Annotated in this window: 24 protein-coding genes and 1 pseudogene; 23 read left to right on the forward strand and 2 right to left on the reverse strand. The window is 67.6% G+C overall.

Going from position 1 to position 20,698, the window contains the following annotated elements:
- The 12 genes and pseudogenes from HLH35_RS20035 to HLH35_RS17740 all read left to right on the forward strand — a co-directional run.
- Nucleotides 1-106: pseudogene (locus HLH35_RS20035) on the forward strand (phosphate ABC transporter ATP-binding protein); the annotation flags it as partial.
- 26 nt (nucleotides 107-132) lie between these two features.
- Nucleotides 133-831 (forward strand): phosphate signaling complex protein PhoU, encoded by a 699-nt coding sequence (gene phoU / locus HLH35_RS17690; RefSeq protein WP_182980409.1) that lies wholly within the window; start codon nucleotides 133-135, stop codon nucleotides 829-831.
- Nucleotides 832-1,148: 317 nt separating this feature from the next.
- Nucleotides 1,149-1,667, forward strand: coding sequence for a Spy/CpxP family protein refolding chaperone (locus HLH35_RS17695; protein ID WP_182980410.1), 519 nt, complete (start codon nucleotides 1,149-1,151; stop codon nucleotides 1,665-1,667).
- A gap of 179 nt (nucleotides 1,668-1,846) precedes the next feature.
- Nucleotides 1,847-3,232, forward strand: a complete 1,386-nt coding sequence (ffh, locus tag HLH35_RS17700; RefSeq protein WP_182966455.1) for a signal recognition particle protein — start codon at nucleotides 1,847-1,849, stop codon at nucleotides 3,230-3,232.
- A 67-nt stretch (nucleotides 3,233-3,299) separates the two neighbouring features.
- Nucleotides 3,300-3,650, forward strand: a complete 351-nt coding sequence (gene rpsP / locus HLH35_RS17705; protein WP_114729421.1) for a 30S ribosomal protein S16 — start codon at nucleotides 3,300-3,302, stop codon at nucleotides 3,648-3,650.
- A gap of 37 nt (nucleotides 3,651-3,687) precedes the next feature.
- The gene (gene rimM, locus HLH35_RS17710; protein ID WP_182980411.1) at nucleotides 3,688-4,251 is read left to right on the forward strand and encodes a ribosome maturation factor RimM; all 564 of its coding nucleotides are present in this window, start codon (nucleotides 3,688-3,690) and stop codon (nucleotides 4,249-4,251) included.
- A complete protein-coding gene (trmD, locus tag HLH35_RS17715) occupies nucleotides 4,248-4,994 on the forward strand; it encodes a tRNA (guanosine(37)-N1)-methyltransferase TrmD (RefSeq protein ID WP_182980412.1) in 747 nt (248 codons plus the stop codon). Before rimM ends, trmD begins: the two co-directional genes overlap by 4 nt.
- A gap of 30 nt (nucleotides 4,995-5,024) precedes the next feature.
- A complete protein-coding gene (gene rplS, locus HLH35_RS17720; RefSeq protein WP_182980413.1) occupies nucleotides 5,025-5,405 on the forward strand; it encodes a 50S ribosomal protein L19 in 381 nt (126 codons plus the stop codon).
- A 164-nt stretch (nucleotides 5,406-5,569) separates the two neighbouring features.
- Complete coding sequence (leuC, locus tag HLH35_RS17725; RefSeq protein ID WP_182980414.1) at nucleotides 5,570-6,973, forward strand: 3-isopropylmalate dehydratase large subunit; 1,404 nt, start codon at nucleotides 5,570-5,572, stop codon at nucleotides 6,971-6,973.
- 3 nt (nucleotides 6,974-6,976) lie between these two features.
- Nucleotides 6,977-7,600 carry a 3-isopropylmalate dehydratase small subunit gene (gene leuD / locus HLH35_RS17730; protein ID WP_182980415.1) on the forward strand — a complete coding sequence of 208 codons (624 nt, stop codon included), beginning with the start codon at nucleotides 6,977-6,979 and terminating at the stop codon, nucleotides 7,598-7,600.
- Between the two features lie 45 nt (nucleotides 7,601-7,645).
- Complete coding sequence (gene leuB, locus HLH35_RS17735; protein ID WP_182980416.1) at nucleotides 7,646-8,758, forward strand: 3-isopropylmalate dehydrogenase; 1,113 nt, start codon at nucleotides 7,646-7,648, stop codon at nucleotides 8,756-8,758.
- Nucleotides 8,759-8,828: 70 nt separating this feature from the next.
- Nucleotides 8,829-10,949, forward strand: a complete 2,121-nt coding sequence (locus tag HLH35_RS17740) for a prolyl oligopeptidase family serine peptidase (RefSeq protein WP_182980417.1) — start codon at nucleotides 8,829-8,831, stop codon at nucleotides 10,947-10,949.
- Nucleotides 10,950-11,096: 147 nt separating this feature from the next.
- Here HLH35_RS17740 and rpsU read toward each other — a convergent pair whose 3' ends face one another.
- The gene (gene rpsU, locus HLH35_RS17745; protein ID WP_010506446.1) at nucleotides 11,097-11,300 is read right to left on the reverse strand and encodes a 30S ribosomal protein S21; all 204 of its coding nucleotides are present in this window, start codon (nucleotides 11,298-11,300) and stop codon (nucleotides 11,097-11,099) included.
- 268 nt (nucleotides 11,301-11,568) lie between these two features.
- On the opposite strand from rpsU, the gene def reads away from it, so the two are divergent.
- Genes def through HLH35_RS17770 form a run of 5 tightly spaced genes read left to right on the forward strand, consistent with a single transcriptional unit; the run spans nucleotide 11,569 to nucleotide 15,449 of the window.
- Entirely contained in the window at nucleotides 11,569-12,099 is a 531-nt protein-coding gene (gene def / locus HLH35_RS17750; protein ID WP_182980418.1) for a peptide deformylase, read from the forward strand.
- Nucleotides 12,096-12,758, forward strand: coding sequence for a ubiquinone biosynthesis protein COQ9 (locus HLH35_RS17755; RefSeq protein ID WP_182980419.1), 663 nt, complete (start codon nucleotides 12,096-12,098; stop codon nucleotides 12,756-12,758). The genes def and HLH35_RS17755 overlap by 4 nt, the downstream gene beginning before the upstream one ends.
- Nucleotides 12,755-13,294 (forward strand): MarR family winged helix-turn-helix transcriptional regulator, encoded by a 540-nt coding sequence (locus tag HLH35_RS17760; RefSeq protein WP_338029389.1) that lies wholly within the window; start codon nucleotides 12,755-12,757, stop codon nucleotides 13,292-13,294. The genes HLH35_RS17755 and HLH35_RS17760 overlap by 4 nt, the downstream gene beginning before the upstream one ends.
- Nucleotides 13,295-13,307: 13 nt before the next feature.
- Nucleotides 13,308-14,030 carry a response regulator gene (locus tag HLH35_RS17765; RefSeq protein ID WP_408870139.1) on the forward strand — a complete coding sequence of 241 codons (723 nt, stop codon included), beginning with the start codon at nucleotides 13,308-13,310 and terminating at the stop codon, nucleotides 14,028-14,030.
- A 24-nt stretch (nucleotides 14,031-14,054) separates the two neighbouring features.
- Entirely contained in the window at nucleotides 14,055-15,449 is a 1,395-nt protein-coding gene (locus HLH35_RS17770) for an ATP-binding protein (RefSeq protein WP_408870140.1), read from the forward strand.
- 105 nt (nucleotides 15,450-15,554) lie between these two features.
- Here the strand turns inward: HLH35_RS17770 and HLH35_RS17775 are convergent, their stop codons facing one another.
- Entirely contained in the window at nucleotides 15,555-16,118 is a 564-nt protein-coding gene (locus HLH35_RS17775; protein WP_182980420.1) for an outer membrane protein assembly factor BamE, read from the reverse strand.
- A gap of 167 nt (nucleotides 16,119-16,285) precedes the next feature.
- Between HLH35_RS17775 and HLH35_RS17780 the strand changes: the two genes are divergently transcribed.
- From HLH35_RS17780 to HLH35_RS17805, 6 genes are all read left to right on the forward strand, one after another.
- Nucleotides 16,286-16,837 carry a YceD family protein gene (locus HLH35_RS17780; protein WP_182980421.1) on the forward strand — a complete coding sequence of 184 codons (552 nt, stop codon included), beginning with the start codon at nucleotides 16,286-16,288 and terminating at the stop codon, nucleotides 16,835-16,837.
- A gap of 151 nt (nucleotides 16,838-16,988) precedes the next feature.
- Nucleotides 16,989-17,192 carry a 50S ribosomal protein L32 gene (rpmF, locus tag HLH35_RS17785; RefSeq protein WP_012554867.1) on the forward strand — a complete coding sequence of 68 codons (204 nt, stop codon included), beginning with the start codon at nucleotides 16,989-16,991 and terminating at the stop codon, nucleotides 17,190-17,192.
- Nucleotides 17,193-17,313: 121 nt separating this feature from the next.
- Nucleotides 17,314-18,411, forward strand: a complete 1,098-nt coding sequence (plsX, locus tag HLH35_RS17790; protein ID WP_182980422.1) for a phosphate acyltransferase PlsX — start codon at nucleotides 17,314-17,316, stop codon at nucleotides 18,409-18,411.
- Nucleotides 18,412-18,474: 63 nt separating this feature from the next.
- Entirely contained in the window at nucleotides 18,475-19,443 is a 969-nt protein-coding gene (locus HLH35_RS17795) for a beta-ketoacyl-ACP synthase III (protein WP_182980423.1), read from the forward strand.
- Nucleotides 19,444-19,670: 227 nt separating this feature from the next.
- Nucleotides 19,671-19,988, forward strand: coding sequence for an integration host factor subunit alpha (locus tag HLH35_RS17800; protein ID WP_182966490.1), 318 nt, complete (start codon nucleotides 19,671-19,673; stop codon nucleotides 19,986-19,988).
- Complete coding sequence (locus HLH35_RS17805) at nucleotides 19,985-20,659, forward strand: MerR family transcriptional regulator (protein WP_338029390.1); 675 nt, start codon at nucleotides 19,985-19,987, stop codon at nucleotides 20,657-20,659. Before HLH35_RS17800 ends, HLH35_RS17805 begins: the two co-directional genes overlap by 4 nt.
- Nucleotides 20,660-20,698: the final 39 nt, after the last annotated feature.

A 20,698-nucleotide genomic window follows, 5' to 3' on the forward strand; every position in this document is an offset into this window, starting at 1 on the left:
GTTCTTCTACATGGGCGAGCTGGTCGAGGTGGACAGTGCCGACCGCATGTTCACCGCCCCGCGCGAGCGGCGCACCCAGGATTACATCACCGGCCGGTTCGGCTGAGTTCGGCGGGCAGGGGGAGAGGCAGCGTGGTCAAGGAACAGGCGCACACCGTCAGCAGCTACGAGCAGCAGCTCTCGCAGTTGCGCGGAATGATGGTCGCCATGGGGCGGCTGGTCACACAGCAGACCGAACAGGCGGTTGCCGCCGTGGTGGAGGGCGATACCGAGGCCGGCCGGACGGCGCAGGCGCTCGACCCGCAGGTGGACCAGCTGGAGCGCGATATCGAGACGCTGGCGATCCGCCTGCTGGCGCTGCGGGCGCCGATGGCGGGCGATTTGCGCGAGATCGTGGCGGCGATGAAGATTTCGGGCGACCTGGAGCGGATCGGCGATTGCGCCGCCAGCGTGGCCAAGCGCGCGCTGAAGGTCGATACCGTGCCGACCGATGTCCCGGCCGGGGCCCTGCGCAGCATGGGCCGGCTGGTGCAGGAGAATCTGCGCCGGGCGGTCGACGCCATGAGCCAGCAGGACAGTGCGCGCGCGGTCGAGGTCTGGCAGTCGGACGCGGCGGTGGACGAGCTGTATACCGCCATGTTCCGCGAGCTGGTGACCTACATGATGGAGGACCCGCGTACCATCCGCTCCTGCACCCATCTGCTGTTCATCGCCAAGAACATGGAGCGGATCGGCGACCACGCCACCAATATCGCCGAGCGCGTCTATTACGCCGCCACGGGTGAGATGCTGCCGCCGGAGAGGCCGCGCGGGGGGGCCTCCGTCCGCTAGCGGACGACCCGCAGGCATGTCGGATGGTGGTGGCCGCCATGCCGTAGAGGCTGTTTCAAAAGCCCCGCTGGCGGCGGCCTGACGGCGGTTTCCTGCGCTTCGGTGCTCACGGCCCACAAGGCCGCTCCGCTCCGATGCTCAAAAACCACCGCCAGACGCGCGGCTGACGCCGCGCTTCCACTCACCATCAGGGCTTTTGAAATAGCCTCTTACATTTCGTAGCACAAAGGCCTGATTTCGAACCGGCTTTGCATGGTTAGATTTCATGGTTGGGCCGGGGGCGACCCCGGGCCGGTTACGGAAATAGAGGCTCACACATGTTCAAGAAGACGATCCTGGCAGTGACGGTCCTGGCCGGCCTGTCGGCAACGGTGGCCCAGGCCCGTGATATGCCGCCGCCGCCTCCCGGCCCGGGTTTCCATGGCGGCTGGGGCACGCGTCATGGCCTGGAGGTTCTGGCCGGGCTGCAGCTGACTCCGGCGCAGCACAAGCAGATCCATGCAATCCTGGCCGCCGCGCGCAAGGACAAGCGTGGGGACTGGAAGCAGGAAGGCGCGCTGCATGAGCAGATCCGCGACCTGCTGCTGGCGCCCGGCCCGGTCGACCGGGCGAAGCTGACGTCGCTGACCCAGCAGATCGAAGCCCTGCATCAGGCCGCCATCGACAGCCGGCTGGACGTGGCGGTGAAGATCCATGACATCCTGACGCCCGCGCAGTTGGCCGATGCCAAGGCGCGCGAGGACAAGATCCGTTCGCTGCACGAGCAGCTGGACGAGCTGACGGCGCCGCCCCCGCCGCCCGCCAAGGGCGCGCCCAAGGAAGACGGCGCGGAATAAGGCGCCCGGAATAAGGCGTACAGGCAGTCGCGACTCCACCGGGGCGGCCATTCCGAGGCCGCCCCGGACCGGAATCGTTGACAGCGGGAGGGGAGGGGCGTAAAGCCTCCCCCGAAATCAGGACCGCCGCCTCGCGAGTGTTCGCGCAGTGGCGCGATATCTTTTGGGGTGAACGTCCTTTGTTCGAGGCGCTGTCAGGTAAGCTTTCCGGTGTGTTCGACGGCCTCGCCAAGCGCGGCGCGCTGTCCGAGGCCGATGTGGCCGAGGCGATGCGCGAGGTGCGTCTGGCGATGCTGGACGCCGACGTGGCCCTGCCGGTCGTCAAGGACTTCGTCACCAAGGTGCGCGAGCGCGCCGTGGGGCATGAGGTGCTGGACAGCATCTCGCCCGGCCAGGCCGTGGCCAAGATCGTCAATGACGCGCTGATCGACGCGCTGGGCGGCGCGGGCGCGGTGCCGCTGAACCTGAATGCGGTTCCGCCGGTGCCGATCCTGATGGTCGGCCTGCAGGGCTCGGGCAAGACCACGACCTCGGGCAAGATCGCCCTGCGGCTGGCGACCCGCGAGCGCAAGAAGGTGCTGCTGGCCAGCCTGGATACCCAGCGCCCGGCCGCGCAGTTGCAGTTGCAGCAGCTTGCCGAGCGCGCGGGCGTGCCCTCGCTGCCGATCGTGCCCGGCCAGACGCCGGTCGAGATCGCGCGGCGGGCCATGGATACCGGGCGGCGCGAGGGTTTCGACGTCGTCATCCTCGACACCGCCGGCCGCCTGTCGATCGACGAGGCGCTGATGAACGAGGTGCGGGAGATCCGCGCCGAGACGTCGCCGACCGAAACCCTGCTGGTCGTCGATGCGATGACCGGCCAGGATGCCGTCAACACCGCCCGCGCGTTCAACGAGGCCGTGGGCGTGACCGGCGTGGTCATGACCCGGATGGACGGCGATGCCCGTGGCGGCGCCGCGCTGTCGATGCGGGCCGTGACCGGCGCGCCGATCAAGCTGACCGGCTCGGGCGAGAAGCTGGACGCGCTGGAGGAGTTCCATCCCGAGCGCGTGGCCGGCCGTATCCTGGGCCTGGGCGATATCGCCGGTCTGGTGGAGAAGGCCGCCGATACCCTGGATCATGAAGAGAGCGAGAAGATCGCCCTCAAGATGATGCAGGGCAAGTTCGACCTGGACGACTATGCCGCGCAGATCCGCCAGATCGCGAAGATGGGTTCGCTGTCGGGGATTCTCGACATGCTGCCCGGCATGGGCAAGGTCAAGCAGGCGCTGGGCGACAAGGACCTGGATACCTCGGTCCTGAAGCGCCACCAGGCCATCATTTCGTCCATGACCCGGGCGGAGCGCAAGACGCCCGCCATCATCAAGGCGTCGCGCAAGAAGCGTATCGCCGCCGGGTCGGGCAGCACTGTTCAGGACGTCAACCGGCTGCTGAAGCAGTTCGATGACATGTCCACGATGATGAAGCGGATCAACAAGCTGGGCATGAAAGGTCTCATGCGCCAGGGGATGTCCGCTCTCATGCCCAAGGGGCCGAAACCGCCCGGCGGCCGTCCGTTCGGCTGACGCGATCGACCAGATCGTTTCGTCCCTGTCCGCATTCCGCACGTTTTCATTTCGGAGAATTGCCTCAATGAGCCTGAAGATCCGCCTCGCCCGCGCCGGCGCGAAGAAGCGCCCCTACTACCACATCGTGGTGGCCGACAGCCGTTCGCCCCGCGACGGCCGTTTCGTCGAGAAGGTTGGCGCCTACAACCCGATGCTGCCCTCCGATCATGCCGACCGCATCCGTCTGACGAGCGAGCGCATCACGTACTGGCTGTCGCAGGGCGCCCTGCCGACCGACCGCGTTGCCCGCTTCCTGGGCAATGCCGGCCTGATCGCGAAGCCGGTCTATACCGAGCAGCCGAAGCAGTCCGCGCCGAAGAAGCGTGCGCAGGAGCGTGCCGCCGCTGCCGCCGCCGCTGCTGCCGCCACGGCCTGAGCCAACGGGCGGATAGGAACACGGACGGGCTGAACCGGTGGATCGCGATCGTATCCTGATGGGTGTGGTGGGGCGGCCGCATGGCGTGCGGGGGCTGGTGCGCGTGCACAGCTACGCCACCGTGCCGGAAGACCTGACTTCCTATGGAACGCTGACCGACGACCGGGGACAGGTCTGGACCCTGCGCTGGCGCGGTGACGGCATTGCCGAACTGCGCGACGCGGCGGGTCAGCCTGTGGCAGGGCGGGAAGCCGCCCAGGCCCTGGTCAACCGCCGCCTGTACATCGCGCGGGCCAGCCTGCCGGAGCCCGATCAGGACGAATTCTATTTTGCCGACCTGATCGGCCTGCCGGTTCACGAGCAGGGTGGCAGGTCGCTGGGGCGCGTCCTGGTCGTCCATGATTACGGCGCCGGGGTCAGCCTGGAGATCGGCGGGGAGGGGCATGCGCCCCTGATCCTGCCCTTTACCCAGGCCTGTTTCCCGGTGATCGACATCGCTGCCGGCCGGATCGAAGCGGTCCTGCCGGACGAGGTCGAGGTGCAGGGCGACCTGTCGTCGGAGGGGGGCGATGTCTCCCCTGCCGTCGGGGGGGCGTCATGACCTGGCAGGCCACGATCCTGACCCTCTTCCCCGGCATGTTTCCCGGTCCGCTCGGCCAGTCGCTGGCCGGACGGGCGCTGGAGGACGGGCTGTGGTCGCTCGACCTGCGCGACCTGCGGGAATACGGCCTTGGGCGGCATCGGACGGTGGACGATACGCCCTTCGGCGGCGGGGCCGGCATGGTCATGCGTCCGGATGTGGTGGCCACCGCGATCCGCGACGTGGCGGCCGCCGGGCGCCCGGTGATCTATCCCACTCCGCGCGGGCGGTTGCTGCGCCAGGATGACGTCCGTCGCCTGACCAGTGGCCCCGGAATCGTGGTGCTGTGCGGGCGCTACGAGGGGGTGGATGAGCGGGTGCTGGAGGAATGCGCCGTCGAGCAGGTCTCGATCGGCGATTATGTCCTCTCCGGCGGGGAGATGGCGGCCCTGGTGCTGCTGGATTCCTGCGTTCGGCTGATCCCCGGCGTCATGGGCTCGGACGCCAGCGGCACGGAGGAAAGCTTCTCCGACGGGCTGCTGGAATATCCGCATTACACCAAGCCGGCGAGCTGGGAGGGGCGCGATGTCCCCGACATCCTGCTGTCCGGTCATCACGCCGCCATCGCAAGCTGGCGGCAGACTGAATCCGAGACGGCGACCCGCGTCCGCCGGCCCGACCTCTGGGCCGCGTATCGGCGCCGCACCGGCCAAGACACGTCCGATCCGGTCAGCCATGCGGCTGATCCCGACCGGCTGCACTGATTAGACTGTTTTGAAACGAGGAACCCGATCATGAACATTATCCAGCAGTACGAGGCCGGTGAGATCGCCCGCCTCTCCACCGAGCGTGCGGTCCCCGAATTCGGCCCCGGCGACACGGTCCGCGTGTCGGTCCGCGTTGTCGAAGGCGAGCGCAAGCGCGTCCAGGCCTATGAAGGCGTGGTGATCGCCCGTTCGAACAAGGGGCTGAACAGCAACTTCACCGTTCGCAAGATCTCGAACGGCGAGGGCGTCGAGCGCGTGTTCCCGCTCTATTCCCCCACGATCGCCGAGATCAAGGTCGTGCGCCGTGGTGCCGTGCGTCGTGCGAAGCTGTATTATCTGCGTGGCCGTCGCGGCAAGTCGGCGCGTATCGCCGAGCGCGCCCGCGAGACGGTGACGGCCCAGGCTTGATCATCGCCTGATCACCATCTGATACGCGATGCGTCGCGCCGCCCACCGCCCTGGCCGGGCGGGCGGCGCATCGCCCTGATTTTACGGGTTCGTTCCTTCGCCGCCTGTGTGTTCGCGGGCGGCGGGGCCGTGCCCCGCCATGCCGTTCCGAAGGGGAAAGACCGATGGCCGCACGCACGCTGTTCGACAAGATCTGGGACAGTCATGTCGTGGAACGGCTTGAGGACGGCACGGCCATTCTCTATATCGACCGGCACCTCGTGCATGAGGTGACGAGCCCGCAGGCGTTCGAGGGGCTGCGTGTCAGCGGCCGCCGCCTGCGCCGGCCCGACGCCACCATCGCGGTGGTCGACCATAACGTGCCGACCTCGGACCGCACCCTGCCGATCGAGGAGCCGGAAAGCCGCAACCAGATCGAGACGCTGGAGCGCAATGTCCGCGAATTCGGCGTGCCGTATTTCCCGCTTCTGTCGGAACGGCAGGGCATCGTGCATGTGGTGGGGCCGGAGCAGGGGATTTCGCTGCCCGGCATGACCATCGTCTGCGGTGACAGCCATACCTCGACCCATGGCGCGATGGGCGCACTGGCGTTCGGCATCGGCACGTCCGAGGTCGAGCATGTGATGGCGACCCAGACCCTGCTGCAGAAGCCCGCCCGCAACATGAAGGTGGTGGTCGAGGGCACGCTGGGCGCGGGCGTGACCGCCAAGGACGTGATGCTGGCCATTATCGGCACCATCGGCACCGCCGGCGGCACCGGCTATGTGATCGAATTCGCGGGTTCGACCATTCGCGGGCTGGACATGGCCGGGCGGATGACGATCTGCAACATGTCGATCGAGGCGGGTGCCCGTGCCGGGCTGGTGGCGCCGGATGAGACGACCTTTGAGTATGTGCGCGGCCGGCCTTTCGCCCCGCAGGGCGAGGCGTTCGAGCAGGCGGTGGCCTACTGGAAGACGCTGGCGGCCGACGAGGGTGCGCAATACGACAAAATCGTGGAATTGCGGGCCGAGGATATTCCGCCGGTCCTGACCTGGGGCACCAGCCCCGAGACGGTGATCCCGGTTTCCGGCACCGTTCCCGATCCGGCGGCGGAAAGCGACGAGGCGAAGCGCGCGCAGTTGCAGCGCATGCTCGACTATATGGGGCTGGAGGCTGGGCAGAAGATCGCCGGCGTGCCGGTCGATGTCGTCTTTATCGGCTCCTGCACCAACAGCCGGATCGAGGATCTGCGTTCGGCGGCGTCGATCGTGGCGGGGCGGCATGTGGCGCCGGGCGTGCGCGCCATGGTGGTGCCGGGTTCTGGCATCGTGAAGGCGCAGGCCGAGCGTGAGGGGCTGGATCGGGTCTTTCTCGATGCCGGTTTCGAATGGCGCGAGGCGGGGTGTTCGATGTGCCTGGGCATGAACCCCGACCGGCTGACGCCGGGGCAGCGCTGCGCCTCGACCTCCAACCGCAATTTCGAGGGGCGCCAGGGACCGGGTGGGCGCACCCATCTGCTCTCGCCCGCGATGGCGGCGGCGGCGGCGGTGACGGGACATCTGACGGACGTGCGGGAGCTGATCTGAACCATGGATAAATTCACCGTCCTGACCGCGATCGCGGCGCCTCTGCCGGAAGCGAACATCGACACGGACAAGATCATTCCGGCGCGGTTCCTCAAGACCACCAAGCGTTCCGGCCTGGGCGTGCATGCCTTCGACGGCATGCGCTACAATCAAGACGGGTCGGAGAAGCCGGATTTCGTGCTGAACCGGGAGCCTTATCGCAAGGCCGGCATCCTGATCACCCATGACAATCTGGGGTGCGGTTCGTCGCGGGAGCACGCGCCCTGGGCGCTGCTGGATTTCGGCATCCGTTGCGTGATCGCGCCGTCCTTCGCCGATATCTTCTTCAATAACTGCTTCAAGAACGGAATCCTGCCGATCCGCCTGCCGCGCGAGATCTGCGATGCGCTGATGGACGATGCGCGGCTGGGCGCCAATGGCCGGCTGACGGTCGATCTGGAGCGCCAGGTGGTCGTGCGGCCCGATGGCGAAGAGATCGGGTTCGAGATCGACCCGCTGCGCAAGCATCTGCTGCTGGAAGGGCTGGACGATATCGGCCAGACCCTGCAGCACGAAGGCGCGATCAGCACGTTCGAGGCCACGCGCGGTCAGGCCCAGCCCTGGCAGACGCAAATCGTCATCGACTGACCATCGCGCCCTGCGCCGTCTATTTGTCACGACAGGAAACGAGAAATGACCGTTACCAAGAAGCTCCTTGTCCTGCCCGGCGACGGGATCGGCCCCGAGGTGATGAACGAGGTCGCGCGTGTCGTGGCGTGGATGGGCCGCAAGCGCGGTATTGCCTTCGATATCTCCGAGGATCTGGTGGGCGGTGCGTCGCTGGCGGTCCATGGCGTGCCGATTCGTGACGAGGTGATCGTGGCGGCCCGCGCGGCGGATGCGGTGCTGTTCGGCTCGGTCGGCGATCCGAAATGGGCGTCGGTCGGCTTCGATCTGCGGCCGGAGGTCGCGATCCTGAAGCTGCGGCAGGAGCTGGGGCTGTTTGCCAACCTGCGCCCCGCGAAGGTGTTCGACGCGCTGGCCGAGGCCAGCACGCTGAAGCCCGAAGTGGTGGCCGGGCTGGATATCATGATCGTACGTGAATCCGTGGGCGGCATCTATTTCGGCACCCCGCGCGGAATCGAGACGCTGCCCGACGGCACGAAGCGCGGCATCAACACCGAAATCTACACCACGTCCGAGATCGAGCGCGTGGCGCGGGTTGCCTTCGACCTGGCGCGGCAGCGCGGCAACCGCGTCTGTTCGGTCGAGAAATGCAACGTGATGGAAAGCGGCCTGCTGTGGAAGGAGGTCGTGACCGCGCTGCATGCACGCGAATATGCGGATGTGGAACTGACCCACATGCTGGCCGACAATTGCGCCATGCAGCTTGTGCGCAATCCGCGCCAGTTTGACGTCATTGTGACCGGCAATCTGTTCGGCGACCTGCTGTCGGATCTGGCGTCGATGTTGACCGGCAGCCTGGGCATGCTGCCTTCGGCCACGCTGGGTGCGGTGGATGAGGACGGGGGGCGTCCGGCGCTGTATGAGCCGATCCATGGCAGCGCGCCCGACATCGCCGGCAAGGGAATCGCCAATCCGCTGGCGCAGATCCTCTCGTTTGCGATGCTGCTGCGCTATTCCTTCGCGATGGAAGCGGAGGCCGCGCTGATCGAGCAGGCGGTGGCCAATGTGCTGGCCAGCGGTCTGCGCACCGCCGATATCATGAGCCCCGGCATGGCCCAGGTCGGTACCACCGTGATGGGTGAGGCCGTGGTGCGCGAACTGGACAAGCTGAACGGCTGATCCGATCCGGCATTCGTCCCCCGGGCCGCGGGGGACGGTATCGGGCTTCCCACGGGCCGGAACATCTGGAATGCTTCCGGTCATGCGCTCGTTTCGAATCGTCATCGCTGGATTTGCGATGCTGGCTGCCATGCCGGCCGTCGCCTCTTCTTCTTCCGCGCCGCCCCCCGATGCCTTGTCCGAGGTGCGCGGCAAGGCCGCCTTGTCGTGGGTGGATGAGCAGAACCGGCGGACCTTCGCGGGGTTGGAGGCCGATCCACGCTATCGTGCCTTTCATGATTCCGTGCTGCGGATTCGGCAGGATGCGCACCGCATACCGGTGCCGACCTTCCTGGGCGGGGCAATCTTCAATTTCTGGCAGGACGCGGCCCATCCGCGCGGGATCTGGCGCGAAGCCGCGCCGGAGCGCTTTCTGGACGGGCATCCGGCGTGGACCACCCGGCTGGATGTCGACGAGCTGGCCCGGCGCGAGCATCGCAACTGGGTGTTTCAGGGCGCGGACTGTCTGGCACCCGACGATTCGCCCTGTCTGATCCAGCTTTCGGAAGGGGGCGAGGACGCGACGACCCTGCGTGAATTCGCCCCCCTGTCTGGTGGGTTCACGCCCGATGGTTTCCTGTTGCCCCATTCCAAGCAAACCGTGGCGTGGGAGGATCGGGACACGCTGCTGGTGGCGCGCGACTGGGGTGACGGCCCGAGTGGCGTTTCTGGCGGGGCCATGACCCGTTCGGGTTATCCGTTCGTGGTACGCCGCCTGCGCCGGGGGCAGGCGCTGGACCAGGCCGTGGAAGTCATGCGCGGCCAGCGTGATGACGTGTTGGTGGCGCCCGTCGCGCTGGCCGATGGGCAGGGGCACCGGATGGTGCTGATCCGTCGGGCCGTAACCTTCTTCGAGGACCGCTACAGCCTGGTCACCGACGGGGGCACGCGGGCGCTCGACCTGCCCGCGCGGATGGACCTGCATGGCCTGCTGGCCGGGCAACTGATCCTGTCGGCCAACCAGGACTGGTCCTCGGGCAATGTGCGGGTTCCGGCCGGCAGTGTCATTGCCGTCGATCCGGAAGGGCGGCAGCCGGTTCGGGTCCTGTTCAGTCCCGGTGCGCGCCAGGCGGTCGATGAGGTCGCGGTGACGGGGACGGGCGTGGTGATGACGATCCTCGACTCGGTGCGTGGCCAGGGCTGGGTCTTCCGGCCCGATGCGGCGGGGGGCTGGCAGGGCGTGCGGCTGAAGCTGCCGGACATGATGTCGGTCCATATCCTGGATACCGACCGCCGTTCGGGGCGGGCCTTCCTGTCGGTTTCGGGCTTCCTGACGCCGCAGCAACTGTGGCTGGCCGACAGCACCGACGGCAGCGCGCGGAAGATCATGGAACTGCCGCCCCAGTTCGCCTCGGCCGGGCTGGTGGTCGGGCAGGAATGGGCGACCTCGAGCGACGGGACGCGGATTCCCTATTTCATCGTGCATCGGGCGGATATGCGCCTTGATGGCACCAACCCGACGCTGCTGACGGCCTATGGCGGATTCCAGCTCTCGTCACTGCCCGATTATGACCCGGTGGCAGGCCGGCTGTGGCTGGATCGGGGTGGTGTCTATGTCGTGGCCAATATCCGGGGCGGCGGAGAGTTCGGGCCGGCCTGGCACGAGGCGGGACGGATGGCCGGCCGCCAGCATGTCTTCGACGATTTCGCCGCCGTGGCGCGGGACCTGATCGCGCGCAAGATTACCGTGCCCGCCCATCTGGGGATTCGCGGGCGCTCGAATGGCGGGCTGCTGATGGGGGTGGAATTTACCCAGCATCCCGATCTGTGGGGGGCGGTAATCGTGGGCGTGCCGCTGCTGGACATGGAGCATTTCGAATCCATGGCCGCGGGAGCCTCGTGGGCCGGAGAGTATGGCAGCATGACGGTGCCGGAGCAGCGGGCGTTCCTGGAACGGATTTCGCCCCTGCGGGCGTTGCGCCCCGGTGTGCGGTATCCCGAGCCGTTCATCTTTACCTCGACGCTCGATGACCGGGTGGGGCCGGTCCATGCCCGGCTGTTCGCGGCGCGGCTGCAGGCGCTTGGGGTGCCCTTCCTGTATTACGAGGATACCGAGGGCGGCCATTCGGGGACGGTGAATGCCAACGAGGTGGCGCGCGAGCGCGCGCTGGAGGCCGTTTATCTGAGCCGCCTGATAGACCCGGCCCATTGAGGGCGTGACCGGAACACGGGGCGGGCGCGGCCCTTCGGGCCGCTCTCGTTTCCCCCGCCCCTGTGTCCAGTCATGCTCCGGGCATGAAAAAAGCCGGCCTCCCGAAGGAGGCCGGCTTTTTTGCGGGGATCGACGCCTGGCGGCGGATCAGAACCCTTCGCGCTCCAGACGCTTGCGCTCCATCTTGCGGGCGCGGCGCACGGCCTCGGCAGCCTCGCGCGCCTTGCGCTCGGAGGGCTTTTCGTAGTGGCGACGCAGCTTCATCTCGCGGAAGATGCCTTCACGCTGCATCTTCTTCTTGAGTGCCTTGAGAGCCTGGTCGACATTATTGTCGCGAACGAGAACCTGCACTTGGTCGCTAACTCCTGTTTGTGGCTGCCTTGGGGTTAACCACGAAAACCATGGATGGGATAACCGCCCAAGGCCCGGCCCTGCACGCGATTCCCGAATGGCGCGGAGCTATAACATGGGCTTTGCGCGAAATACAAATCATTCCGCCCGTTTCCTGCGGGGCGGGGGCGGACTATTTTACAGATCCGCCTCGCGCCAGACGCGGGGGTGGATGATTCCGTGAGGATTCCGGGCCGCGATACGGCTGGACGGAGGATAGGCAGAGACCGTGACCTTGCTCAAGATCGCCCGGATGGGCCATCCCGTCCTGCTGCGTCGCGCGGACGACGTGCCGGACCCCACCGCGCCGGAGATCGGCCGACTGATCGACGACATGATCGAGACGATGGAAGATGCGCGCGGCGCCGGCCTGGCGGCGCCGCAGGTCCATGTCTCGCAGCGGCTGTTCGTCTATCGCGTGCCGGCCGAGCGCAGTGCGGGGGAGGACGACCCGCCGCGCGAGGCCAGTGTGCTGATCAACCCGGTGCTGCGGCCGGTCGGTGACGAGATGGTGTTGCGGCCCGAGGGCTGCCTGTCGATTCCCGGCCTGCGGGGCGTGGTGCCGCGCCATGTGCGTGTCGCCTATTCGGGCGTGGACCGGGCCGGTCAGCCGGTGCAGGGCGTGGCGACGGGTTTTCTGGCCAACGTGTTACAACATGAATACGATCATCTGGACGGCATTCTGTACCCGATGCGGATGAGGGATCTGGGCCAGATGGGATTCGACGAGGAAATCGGGCGCTACGGGGTGCGGGGATGAACGGGATAGGCGTTGTCGCGGCGCTGGCGGGCCGGTTGGCCGGATGCGCTGTCGCCTGCGGGCGGCCGGGACGGCCGGAACGCAGCCTGGCGCGGGATGAGGCGGTGAGCCGCCTGGGCGCGGTGGCGGGCGCGCGCGGATGGGGGCTGGATGTTCTGCGGGATGTCGCCGGTCCGGATGCCGACCTGCTGTTCCCCGGCGGGTCGGCCGAACTGGTTGAAGCCTGGTTCGATCTTGGCGACCGGATCATGATCGATGCCGCGCGGGGGCTGGACGAGCCGCGCCTGGGGCGGCGGGTGCGCGCGGTCATCCTGTTGCGGCTGGGGGTGATCGCGCCGGATCGCGATGCGGTGCGCCGGGCGCTTGGCGTCCTGCTGGCTCCGGGCCATGCGGGCCTGCTGGCGCGTGTCATGGGCCGGACGGTGGACGCGATCTGGGAAGCCGCGGGAGACCATGCGACCGGCGTGACCCGGCAGACCAAGCGGATGAGCCTGGGCACGATCTACGGCCAGGTGCTGCTGTTCTGGCTGGCGCGGGGGGATGACAGCGAGGCGGTGGCGGATTTCCTGGACCGGCGGCTGGCCGGGGTCGTGCGCCTGGGCCGGGCGAAGCAGGCCCTGCTGGCGCGGCTGCGGCCCGGACGGGCCCAGGCCGCGTGAGCGAACAGAAGGCGCCGGGCCGGCGCCATGCCGCGGGTGCTGGCCTGCTGTTCCTGCGCGAGGAGGAAATGCGGCAGGCGCAGGAGCTGATGATGCTGGCGTGGCGGGATTTCGGCGGGGTGGTCGATCCGGTGCTGGAAGCGCTGGGCCTGGGCCGGGCCCATCATCGGATCCTGCAGCTTGTCGGCCATCACCCCGGCATCGCCGTCGGCGCGCTGATCGACCTGCTGGGCATTACCAAGCAGAGCCTTGGGCGTGCGCTGACCGACCTGCAATCGCGTGGCTACGTGGTGCAGGAAGTGGGGCGGCGCGACCGAAGGCTGCGCCTGCTGTCGCTGACCGAGAGCGGGGCGGCGGTGGAGCGGCAGCTCTTCGACCTGCAGCGGGAGAAACTGATGGGTGTGTATCGCGACGTGGGAGCTGCGGCGATCGATGGGTTTCGCCGGGTCGTGCAGGGACTTATGGACGATCGGACGCGCCTGGTACTCGAGGACGTGGCTGCGGCGGCGGAACGGGCGCATCGTGGCGGAGCATGAGCCGGGACGGATAATGATGGGACTGGACGGGCGGGACGGATCGGTGGTGGGGGCGCATATTCTGGTGGTGGATGACGATCCGCGCCTGCGGCGCCTGCTGCAACGCTACCTGACCGAGCATGGATTTCGGATCAGTGCGGCCGCGTCGGCCGCCGAGGCGCGACAGGTGCTGGGCTTCATGCAGCCCGACGCGATGGTGCTGGACGTGACGATGCCCGGCGAGAACGGGTTGGCGCTGACCCGAGCCCTGCGGCAGGAGGGGCAGGACCTGCCGATTCTGCTGCTGACCGCGCGCGGCGAGCCGGAGGACCGGATCACGGGGCTGGAAGCGGGGGCCGACGATTATCTGGGCAAGCCGTTCGAGCCGCGCGAATTGCTGCTGCGGCTGAAGGCGCATCTGCGGCGTTTCGCGCCGCCCGCGCCGTCGGACAATCTGCGGGTGGTGCGGCTGGGCGGGCTGGAATTCGACCCGGCGCGCGGCCTGCTGTCCGGCCCAGAAGGCAGCGTGCACCTGACGGGTGGAGAGGTCGCGCTGCTGAGCGCGCTGGCGCGCCGCCCCAATGAAGTGCTGGGCCGGGACGAAATTGCCCGCCTGCTGGACATGGAGGAAATCGGCGAACGCGCGGTGGACGTGCAGGTGACGCGCCTGCGCCGCCGGATCGAGCCCGACCCGCGCGAGCCGCGTTTTCTCCAGACCGTCCGCGGCAAGGGATATGTGCTGAAGCCGGGCATGTGAGGGCAGGCGGGAAGGAGGCCATCCATGGCGGTGGATGACAGGCCGCGGCGGGCGGGACGGTCCCGCTCCATGGCGGGGCTGTATCGCCGGATGGATCGGCCGGTGCGCCGGGTCCTGCCGCGTTCGCTGCTCGGGCGGATGCTGCTGATCGTGCTGATCCCGCTCCTGGTCACGCAGGGGATTTCGCTGGAGCTGTTCTACGGCAATTACCTCAAGGTCGTGTCGCGCCGCATGTCGGGCAGTGTCGCGGCGGATATCGTCCTGACCCTGGACCTGCTGAAACGGTATCAGGCGCCGGGGGACAGGGCCTGGATCATGAACCAGGCCCGGGTGCGCACCCAGCTGGACATGGATTGGGGCCCGGGACAGCGCCTGGCGCGCACCGGGTCGACCCATGTGCTGGGCCCCATGGATGACGACCTGGCCTATGCGCTGGACAATTCGATCGGCCGGCCGTTCCATGTCGACTGGATCGGCGATCCGCAGACCGTGCACATTCGTATCCAGATGCCCGACGGCGTGCTGGATGTCGGCGCGCCGCGCAAGCGGCTGGCCGTGGCGCCCATCTGGCTGTTCGTGGCCTGGGCGGTGGGGAGCACGTTCCTGCTGTTCACGATCGCCAGCCTGTTCATGCGCAACCAGATCCGTGCGATTCGCCGCCTGGCCCGGGCGGCCGAGCTGTTCGGCCTGGGGCGTGATATCGGGCCCATCCGGCCCGAGGGCGCGCAGGAGGTGCGCAAGGCGGCGGTCGCGTTCAACCGCATGCAGGAGCGTATCTTCCGTTTCGTGGCGCAGCGCACGGCGGTGCTGGCCGGCGTGTCGCACGACCTGCGGACGCCGCTGACCCGCCTGCGCCTGTCACTGGCGATGATCCCGCCGCAGGGCTCCATAGATGCCGCGCAGTTCCAGGCCGAGGTGACCGACATGGTCGGTGACGTGGCGGAAATGGAAGGCATGATCGAAAGCTATCTGTCCTTCGCCCGGGGTGAGGGGGCGGAGACGCCGGTCGGGGTCGATGTCGGCCAGATGCTGGACGAGGTGGCATCCGCCTTTCGCCGGGCGGGCGGGACGATCCTCTCCGTTTCGGTGCCTGGGGCGATCGAGGCTGTCCTGCGGCCGGGCGCGATCCGCCGCGTGCTGGACAATCTGCTGCAGAATGCGCGGCGGCATGGGGCGTGCGTGGCCCTGAGTGCCAGCCAGGACGGACGTGGTGTGGTGATCTGCGTCGATGATGACGGGCCGGGCATCCCGCGCGACCGGATGGAGGCGGTCTTCCGCCCGTTCGAGAGCGGACAGGATGGCGGGACGGGGCTGGGCCTGACCATCGCGCGCGATATCGTGCGCGCCCATGGCGGCGACATCGCCCTGCGGCAGAGCCGCCTCGGCGGCCTGCAGGTCCGGATCGTGCTGCCGGCGTAAGGTCGGTCAGACGTTGATCGAGCGGAGCGGCCATGACGGCCGTGAGCGCCGACGCACAGGAAATGCGTGTCGGATCGCCGGCAGGACGGCTTTGCAGGCAGGCTTTTAGGGGAGGCTGTTGCCCGAGCCGGCGTGACCCGGACCGCTGTTGGAGCCCATCGGCCCGGTGCTGCCGCCGAACGTGCTGTTCATGTTGCTCAGCGGGTTGTAGCGGCCGACATTGCCCAGGATCTGCTGCAGGACATTGATCTTGGTGCCCGGAGTCGGGGTCGCGCCCGGCGCCATGTTGGTGACGCGCGCGTTGCTCTTGTCCAGGGTCTGCAGCGTGCGCAGCACGCCCTTGTCATCGAAGCTCAGCACCACGACGTTCTGCGAGCGGACGGACGGGAAATCCAGCGGCGCCGGCACCGTTCGCATGGAGATGTAGATCCATGTGTTGTCGTCGAACGTCGCATGGGTGGTGGGCGAGCCCAGCAGGTCCATCGCCTCGGCGCGGGTGCTGACGCCGGGCTTGAGCTGCTTGTAATCGTCGGGCTCGATCAGCGAGCCGCGCTGGCCCGGCCGGGGCGAGAAGATCGAGCAGCCGGACAGCAGCAGGCCCAGTCCCACGATCGCGCAAGGAAGAAGACGCCCGATCGGGCGGATGGTCGTGTCCGAAGATGACCGCATGGCCTGTGGGGCGTCCTGATCCGGGGAAAACTCTTCCGTCCGGTGCCCGATTGGGGTGGCTAAGTCAATTCTTCATCGCCATACAGGGAGCATTATCAGCATCGGGCGCGCGGATTACCGGGCCGCCCCCGGGGCGGCAGCAGGACAGGATGCGGGAGCAGGACAGGATGAAGACGGAATTTTCCCGCAAGCTCGCGGTTGGGCGAATCGGCGCGGCGGGTCGCGAGATGGATATCGAGGCCGATGCGGCGGAGCGCGCCGCCCTGGCCCGCCGTTTCGGGCTGCCGGCCATCCATGCGCTGTCCTGCCGCTATCGCCTGACGGTGGGCCGGCGGGAGGAGGTGCTGGCCGAAGGCTGGCTGGCGGCCGAGGTGGAGCAGGTGTGCGTGCTGACGGCCGAGCCGTTCGTGACCGTGCTGACCACGGAGGTGATCGCCCGCCTGGTGCCCGCCGAGCGGTTTCGCGAGGATGAGGAGCTGGACCCCGAGGCGGTGGATGAGATCCCATATGAGAACGATACGATCGACCTGGGGGAACTGACGGCGGAGGAGCTGTCGCTGGCGCTCGATCCCTATCCACGCAGCCCGGGGGCCATGCTGCCCGACGAGGTGGGGTATGTGGACGTGCCGCCCACGAGTCCCGAGGCGGCGGAAGAGGCGGAAGAGGGGCGTCCGTCCCCGTTCGCCGGGCTGGCCGCGCTGCGCAAGGGTAATGCATAACGGAGGCACTAGGTGTGTGCCGGGGGTGCCGTAGTGAGAAGATATCTTGCGAGTTCGCTTTCTTCCTGCTAGAGGCGCCCCCTCATTATCGATAACTGATCGGGTTCCAGCCGGGCCCGGTTAAGATCCCAGATCGGAGGGGCCCGGGCCCATGGCTGTACCCAAAAGAAAAACCTCGCCGTCCCGTCGCGGCATGCGCCGCAGCCACGAGGCGCTGAGCGTGCAGGCACATGCCGAATGCGCGAATTGCGGCGAACTGAAGCGCCCGCATCATGTCTGCAGCCATTGCGGCCATTATGACGGCCGTGAGGTCGTTGCGGCTGGCAAGACGCTGAAGACCGCCGTCCGGGCCTGACCCGCGGCGCATGGCCGTGCGGATGCGATAAGCGTGACCCGTCAGATGGCGGGCCACGCTTCCTGCGACACGATTCCGTGACGGCCTTGCGAATTTGGTGTTCACCCGGCAGAAGGCAGGCATGAGCGAGACAGGTTCCTCTTTTTCCGGGGCAGAGCCCTTCACGCTGGCGGTTGACGGCATGGGGGGGGACGGCGGTCCGGAAGTTGTGGTGGCCGGCTTGGCGATTGCTGCCGACAGGCACCCCGGCACACGGGTTCTGCTGATCGGGGATGAGCACCGTCTGACCGAGACACTGGCCCGCCACCCCAAGGCCGCCGCGATCTGCACGGTGCGCCCCGCTGGCAGTGCCATCCCCATGGACATGAAGCCGACGGCCGCGCTGCGCGTGCGGGATTCGTCGATGCGGCTGGCAATGGATGCCGTGGCGCAGGGCGAGGCCCTGGGCGTGGTATCGGCCGGCAACAGCGGCGCGATGCTGGCGCTGGCCAAGATTGTCATCAAGACCCTTCCCGGTGTCTCCCGTCCCGCCATGGCGGCCATCAGCCCGACGCTGAAGGGCGATGTCGTGATGCTGGACCTGGGCGCCAATGTCGCCTGTGACGCGCGCAACCTCGTCGAATTCGCGGTGATGGGCGAGGCCTTCGCCAAGGCGGTGCTGGGCCTGCCCGCGCCGACCATCGGCCTGCTGAATGTCGGGTCCGAAGAGGTGAAGGGCGACGAGAAGCTGCGCCAGGCGGCCGAGATCCTGCGCAACAGCCCCCTGGCAGCGCAGTTCCATGGCTTCGTCGAAGGACATGACATCACCGCCGGCACCACCGACGTGGTGGTGACCGACGGCTTTACCGGCAATGTCGCGCTGAAGACCGGCGAGGGCGCGCTGAAGATGGCGTTCGTCCTGCTGCGCCAGGTCTTCCGCTCGGGCCTGCTGGCCAAGCTGGGCTACCTGCTGGTGCGTCCGGGACTGGAGCGCATGCGCGAATGGCTGGACCCGCGCCGGTATAATGGCGCGGTATTCGTCGGCCTCAATGGTGTCGTGGTCAAATCGCATGGCGGGACCGACGCCGAAGGCTTTGCATCGGCGGTGGATGTTGCCATGGATATGGTATCGCACCGGTTCAACGAGAGCATAAGGGACCAGATCTCCCGACTGGAGACGCTGTCCGTCATGCGGCCGGGCGTGGAAAAGGAACAGCCGGCGGTCGCAGCCGTAAGCTGACCCGCCCCGCCGGGGCGGTGCGTCTCCATCGCGGGGGCGAGGGCCGGGCTTGGAATGATGGGAATGATGGCGAGACGTTCGCTTATGGTCGGGTTTGGCGGGTATCTGCCGGACCGGATCGTGACCAATGACGAGCTGGCGGCTCGCCTCGAGACTTCGGACGAATGGATACGGGCCCGTACCGGGATCGGCCAGCGTCATATTGCCGGGCCGCAGGATACTGCCGTCAGCATGGCGGCGGCCGCGGCGACGCGGGCGCTGGAGTATGCCGGTATGGCGGCGGCGGATGTCGGCGCCGTCATCGTTGCGACCAGCACGCCGGACCAGGCTTTTCCCGCCACCGCTGTCCGGGTGCAGGCCGAGCTGGGAATGCGCGGCGGCTTCGGCTTCGATATCGCGGCGGCGTGCTCGGGCTTCATCTATGCGCTGACCGTGGCCGACTCGCTGATCCGGAGCGGCCAGACGGATTCGGCCCTGGTGATCGGCAGCGAAGTCTATTCGCGCATTCTCGACTGGTCGGATCGCGGCACTTGCGTGCTGTTCGGCGACGGCGCGGGCGCCGTGCTGCTGAAGGCCGGGGATGCCGCGCAGCCGGCCGGCATTCTGTCCACGCATCTGCATTCGGACGGCACGACGGGCGACCTGCTCTATGTCGATGGCGCGGTGGGGTTGCGGGAGCAGTCCGGTTTCCTGCGCATGCAGGGGCGCGACGTGTTCCGCCACGCGGTGGCCAAGCTGTCATCCTCGGTGGACGAGGTGCTGCAGGCCAATGGCCTGGCCTATGCCGACGTGTCGTGGCTGGTGCCGCACCAGGCCAATCTGCGGATTATCGAGGCTGTTGCCCGCAAGCTGGAACTGCCGCCCGAGCGCGTGGTGGTGACGGTCGACAAACATGCCAATACCTCGGCGGCGTCGATCCCGCTGGCGATGAACGAGGCCGTGCGCGACGGGCGCATCCGCAAGGGCGACCTGGTGCTGATGGAAGCGCTGGGCGGTGGTCTGACCTGGGGATCGGCCCTGGCACGGATCTAGGGGCTGGCCGGGAATGCGCGCTGGTGGCGATCCGGCGCGCGTTTCCTGTGTTTTGTGGCACTCTCGCTCACCAGCCCGCATTTCCGGTCAGCTTCCACGCCCCTACGCCGTCAGGGAGGGGGCTTTCGGGGCCTCTAAGGTGGCTTGCCGGGCACCGAACGTGAAAAAATAGTGCGGCTTAACGCATTGAATTGACGCGTCCTCGTCGCATGCCATAGTTTTGCGGCATGAGCACCGTGACCCGCGCCAGTCTGGCAGAGCATATTTATAGTCAGGTCGGACTCTCCCGTAATGAGTCGGCCGACCTTCTCGAACATGTGCTCGAGCGCGTCGCGAAGGAGCTCGAGGGCGGGAATACCGTCAAAATCAGCGGATTCGGGACGTTCTCCGTCCGTCAGAAGGGGCGCCGGACCGGCCGCAATCCGAAGACGGGCGTGGAAGTGCCGATCCTGCCGCGATCGGTCCTGGTCTTCCGCCCCAGCCAGCTTCTGCGGGCGCGCGTCAATGGCCGGCAGGTCGACGGCATCGAGGATGACGGTGAATGAGCATTCTCAGCACCGGGCAGGAGGACTGGCCGGATTCCGGCATGCCGGAGCCCGGCGAGGGTGCCGACCCCCACGTGCTCGATGACGCAGCCGGCGCCGGCCGCCTGAAGAAGGCGCCCCATGCGTTCCGCACCATCAGCGAAGTGGCGGACGAGCTGCATGTGCCGCAGCATGTGCTGCGTTTCTGGGAGACGCGGTTCAGCCAGGTCCGCCCGCTGAAGCGGGGCGGTGGCCGGCGCTATTATCGTCCCGACGATATCGAATTGCTGCGCCGGATCTCGGACCTGCTCTATGTGCAGGGTTATACGATCAAGGGGGTGCAGCGCATGCTGCGCGAGGGTGGAGACGCCGGCGCACCCTATGCCGCGACGCCCGCCGAGGCGGCGGAAGAGCTTGATCTGGCGCCTCACGCTTCGCCGGCAGCTGACGCCGCGCCTGTGGCGGTGGAGCCGGTGGATAGCGGCATTGTGGTGGAAAGCGTGGTCGAATCGGTCGTGGTCGTGACGGCGGAGGCCGAATCGGCTGAGCCGGCTCCTGCGATTCCGGTTGAGGAAACGGCTGCAGACTCCTCGGAGATCGAGCGAATCCATCGCGAGAACCTGATCCTGAAGGACAGTCTGCGCGGGATTCTGGTGGAATTGCAGGCCCTGAGGCGGTTGATTCCGGTCTGAACCGGATTTGGTGCCAGATTGGTGGCACTCATGGGTTGC

Origin of the sequence: Gluconacetobacter asukensis (assembly GCF_014174375.1) — a bacterium.
Classification (GTDB): Bacteria; Pseudomonadota; Alphaproteobacteria; order Acetobacterales; family Acetobacteraceae; genus Gluconacetobacter; species Gluconacetobacter asukensis.